Source organism: Sulfitobacter sp. HI0129 (genome assembly GCF_001635395.1).
Classification (GTDB): Bacteria; Pseudomonadota; Alphaproteobacteria; order Rhodobacterales; family Rhodobacteraceae; genus Sulfitobacter.
On the sequence record NZ_LWGH01000291.1, the window covers coordinates 1 to 2024 of the forward strand.

Annotated in this window: 2 protein-coding genes and 1 pseudogene; 1 reads left to right on the plus strand and 2 read right to left on the minus strand. The window is 66.2% G+C overall.

From position 1 onward, the window contains the following. Nucleotides 1-442, plus strand: a pseudogene (locus A3764_RS25905) (hypothetical protein); the annotation flags it as partial. 129 nt (nucleotides 443-571) lie between these two features. Here the strand turns inward: A3764_RS25905 and A3764_RS06445 are convergent. After that, complete coding sequence (locus A3764_RS06445) at nucleotides 572-811, minus strand: DUF2842 domain-containing protein (RefSeq protein ID WP_067928169.1); 240 nt, start codon at nucleotides 809-811, stop codon at nucleotides 572-574. Then, the coding region (locus A3764_RS06450) for an adenylosuccinate synthase (RefSeq protein WP_067951347.1) at nucleotides 811-2024 on the minus strand (1214 nt) is incomplete at its 5' end. The genes A3764_RS06450 and A3764_RS06445, both read right to left, overlap by 1 nt.

The following is a 2024-nucleotide window of genomic DNA, read 5'->3' on the forward strand; positions in this document are numbered from 1 at the left end:
GAATTACGCCGCCTGGATCGACCAGAACGAGACCTCCTTCGTTCTGGCACGCAGCGAGGCGATCCGCCTGTGCCAAGCCGCACTCGATGCGGCCGATATCGCGGCCCCCTTTCCCACCCGGCGGGTGGTGATCGAACGCAAGGGCGCGCAGACAGATTCGAAGGCGGAAGCCGGTGCGAGGGCAACAAAGGCCACGCGTCTGCCCGACCTGCTGGAAGCCGCCGCCGCCTATATTGCCTTCGTCGAGGGCAAGGACCAATTCTCCCGCCCGCAACTGATGACGAAGGTGCGGCAGGCCGATGCGCCCGAATTTTCGCGCGAGGACGGTCTGCGGTCCTTTGGCCAGCTTCTTCGCGCCGGCAAGATCGAGAAGATCAAGGGCGGCCAATTCACCGTCTCCGACGACATCGGCTTCAAGCCGGATCAACGCGCGGCAGGCTGAACCGGCCTGCAGGGCACAACGCTGAAAGGGCGGCACCGAAAGGGCCGCCCTTCTGCTTTGGTGGGGTATCTGCAAATAGGCAGACAGGTGAGCCAATCCGGTCAGGCATCAGAGGCCCGCGACCTTGGTTCAGCCCTTCGGCCCGTCCTCGTCCCGGGCGTCCGGGTCGGCCTGCCCGACCCCACGGAAAACAAACCGGAAGGGAATCGCCCAGATCACACCCAGCGCCACGTAAACCAGCAGTTCCACAAGGATCGAGGGCCGCTCGAACATGCCGATCACGGAGACCGCCAGAATAATATAGAGCGGCAGCCCCACCAGCAGGATCACCAGCGACCACCGCCGACGCGCCTTGTAGGAAAGCGCCATCAGTCGGCGAACGGGTCAGTCACCAGTATGGTGTCCTCCCGCTCCGGCGAGGTGGAAAGAAGCGCGACAGGGCATTCGATCAGTTCTTCGACGCGGCGCACGTATTTGATGGCTTCCGCCGGCAGGTCAGCCCAGCTGCGCGCCCCTTCGGTCGATTGCGACCAGCCCGGCATTTCCTCGTAGACCGGGGTGCAGCGGGCCTGCTGATCCGCCGCAGTGGGCAAATGGTCCAGCCGCTTGCCGTCCAATTCGTAACCCACGCAGATCTTCAGGGTCTCGAATCCGTCCAGCACGTCCAGCTTGGTCAGCGCGATGCCCCGCACCCCGGATGTGGCACAGGTCTGGCGGACCAGAACCGCATCGAACCAGCCGCAGCGGCGCTTGCGGCCCGTGACGGTGCCGAATTCATGCCCCCGCTCACCCAGCCGCTGGCCGTCGGCATCGTCCAGTTCCGCCGGGAACGGGCCTTCGCCCACGCGGGTGGTATAGGCCTTCACGATGCCCAGCACGAAATCGATCGAGCCGGGCCCGATGCCCGTGCCCGTCGCCGCCTGCCCCGCGATCACGTTGGAGGAGGTGACGAAAGGATAGGTGCCAAAGTCGATGTCCAAGAGCGCGCCCTGCGCGCCCTCGAACAGGATGCGCTTGCCCGCCTTGCGCTTCTCGTTCAGCACCTTCCAGACCGGTGCGGCGTATTCGAGCACGGCGGGCGCGATCTCCCGCAGGCTGGCCAGCAGCGCGTCGCGGTCCACGGGGTCAAGGCCGAGGCCACGGCGCAGGGCGTCGTGATGCACCAGCGCGCGGTCTACCCGCAGCTCAAGCGTGGCGTCATCCGCCAGATCGGCAACCCGCACGGAACGGCGCCCCACCTTGTCCTCATAGGCCGGGCCGATTCCGCGGCCCGTGGTGCCGATCTTGGCCACCGAATTCTGCGCCTCGCGCGCGCGGTCCAGCTCGCCATGGATGGGCAGGATCAGCGGCGTGTTCTCGGCGATCATCAGCGTGTCCGGGGTGATGGTCACACCCTGCCCGCGCAGACCCTCGATTTCCTTGACCAGATGCCAAGGGTCCAGCACGACGCCGTTGCCGATCACGCTCAGCTTGCCGCCGCGCACGATGCCCGAGGGCAGCAGCGACAGCTTGAAGACTTCGCCGTCGATGACCAGCGTATGCCCCGCGTTATGCCCGCCCTGAAACCGCGCGATGACGTCGG